Annotated in this window: 3 protein-coding genes; all 3 read right to left on the reverse strand. The window is 61.2% G+C overall.

Translation table 11 applies throughout. From position 1 onward, the window contains the following. Positions 1–65: 65 nt before the first annotated feature. From rplI to rpsF, 3 genes are read right to left on the reverse strand one after another with little or no spacing between them, the layout of a single operon-like run. Positions 66–572 (reverse strand): 50S ribosomal protein L9, encoded by a 507-nt coding sequence (gene rplI / locus V6C07_RS00440; protein ID WP_333534375.1) that lies wholly within the window; start codon positions 570–572, stop codon positions 66–68. Positions 573–582: 10 nt separating this feature from the next. Next, the gene (gene rpsR, locus V6C07_RS00445) at positions 583–846 is read right to left on the reverse strand and encodes a 30S ribosomal protein S18 (protein ID WP_012625643.1); all 264 of its coding nucleotides are present in this window, start codon (positions 844–846) and stop codon (positions 583–585) included. Further along, positions 847–1,155 (reverse strand): 30S ribosomal protein S6, encoded by a 309-nt coding sequence (gene rpsF / locus V6C07_RS00450; RefSeq protein ID WP_333534379.1) that lies wholly within the window; start codon positions 1,153–1,155, stop codon positions 847–849. Positions 1,156–1,330 lie beyond the last annotated feature (175 nt).

Genomic DNA, 1,330 nt, shown 5'->3' on the forward strand with positions numbered 1-1,330 from the left:
TGGCGCGCCCCCGGCCTCGGGGCCGGGGGCGGAGCCATGATCACTGTGGGAAACCACTATATCCCCTATTCAGCGGCCTCAGCTTCTTCAGCCGGGGCTTCAGGAGCAGGCTCTTCTTCATAGGACTGGTGGTCGGACACAACCTTCACCGGAACCAGCGCGACAACGCTGGGGTGCAGGCGCACACGCACGGGGTGTTCGCCCAGGGTGCGGATGGGGGCGTCCATAAGGATGCGGCGGCGGTCAACATCCACACCAAGGGCGGCGATGGCGTCGCCGATGATGGTGGTGGTGACGGAACCGTACAGCTTGTCGTTGTCGCCCACGTGCATGGTGATGACCACGTCAAGGGCTTCAAGACGGGCCTGCATGGCCTGGGCTTCAGCGCGCAGGGCGTCCATCTGGGCCTGCAGCTTGTTGCGTTCCTGTTCAAAAACTTTCAGGTTGGCCTGCGAGGCCACCATAGCCAAGCCCTGGGGCAGCAGAAAGTTGCGGCCGTAACCGGGCTTGACATCAACCACATCACCAAGGCTGCCGAGATTTTCCACGTCGGCGCGAAGTATCAGTTTCATGTGCGCCTCCTTAGATGCTGCTCTTTTTCTGGACGCCGGAATCGTGCGTCGCGGTGTAAATGAGCAGGGCCATCTGACGGGCGCGCTTGATTTCGCGGGTCAGCAGGCGCTGGTGGTGCGCGCAGGTTCCGGTGATGCGGCGGGCAATGATCTTGCCGCGCTCGGTGATGAAATCACGCAGAATGTCAGGGCGCTTGTAGTTCAGGGGCAGGTCCTTGTCTGCGCAGAAGCGGCAGAACTTGCGGCGCGGGGCAAATTTTTTCTTGAAGGCCATCTAGGCAACCTCCCCGGCCACTTCGTCGGCCAGCTTGACGGTCACAAACTTGAATACGCCGTCGTTCATGCGAATGTTGCGTTCCAGTTCGGCCACCAGAGGAGCCGGACCCTGGTACACCAGACGCACGTAGTAGCCGCGCATCAGCTTGCGCACCGGGTAGGCGAGGTCGCGCATACCCCAGTTGTCCACTTCTTCCATAACGCCCTTTTCACGCTCGATAATACCCGTGAACGTGCTGATCACGCCCTCGCGGTTTTCGGCGGAAAGCTCCGGTGAAAGGAGCAGCAGGGTTTCAAATTTCCGCATTGTGTTTCTCCTTGTGGATTGACAGCCCGCACACACGGGTACGGGCAAGGAACGTGTTGTATACTGCCCGCCATGCGCCCTGTCAAGCACACAATGCGTTTGGCATGCATTGCCGGAAGCCGCAGCCCCTGCCGGACATGCCGCCTGCCGGACCCATTGCGGCGCGCGGTACGGC

The organism is Desulfovibrio sp. 1214_IL3152 (assembly GCF_036763055.1).
Taxonomy (GTDB): Bacteria; Desulfobacterota; Desulfovibrionia; order Desulfovibrionales; family Desulfovibrionaceae; genus Desulfovibrio.